Here is a 505-nt window from a genome sequence, read left to right as displayed (position 1 = left end):
AATTACCAGCTGATTTGGATTTAGCTGATGCAGATCAGATTCGGGAGTTACTAGAGAAAATAATAGCCAAGGAAATTGCAGCTAAAAAGGAAGTCCTCCAACCTCACCAGCTCTATGACTCTTTTCTGAGAATATCCATGCTCAAGGCTATTGATGACAACTGGGTTGAGCAAGTCGACTATCTCCAACAGCTCAGTCTAGCAATCGGGAGCCAGTCTGCTTCTCAAAAGAACCCTATCGTGGAGTACTATCAGGAGGCCTATGCAGGCTTTGAAACCATGAAGCAACAAATTCGTACAGATATGGTACGCAATCTTCTCATGGGGATTGTGGAAGTAACGCCCAAAGGTGAGATTCTCACCCATTTTCCATAAAAAGAGGATCATATGACAATTTACAATATAAATCTAGGAATCGGTTGGGCGAGTAGTGGTGTCGAGTATGCCCAGGCCTACCGAGCAGGGATTTTTAGAAGTTTAGACCTAGCATCTAAGTTTATCTTTAC

Annotated in this window: 1 pseudogene; it reads left to right on the top strand. The window is 43.0% G+C overall.

The features are described 5' to 3' along the window. Positions 1 to 374: pseudogene (locus tag GMD1S_RS09000) on the top strand (preprotein translocase subunit SecA); the annotation flags it as partial. Positions 375 to 505 lie beyond the last annotated feature (131 nt).

The organism is Streptococcus sp. GMD1S (assembly GCF_000296875.1).
Lineage (GTDB): Bacteria > Bacillota > Bacilli > Lactobacillales > Streptococcaceae > Streptococcus.
The sequence above is the reverse complement of the archived record's forward strand: the minus strand, read 5'-3'. Positions and strand labels throughout refer to the sequence as shown.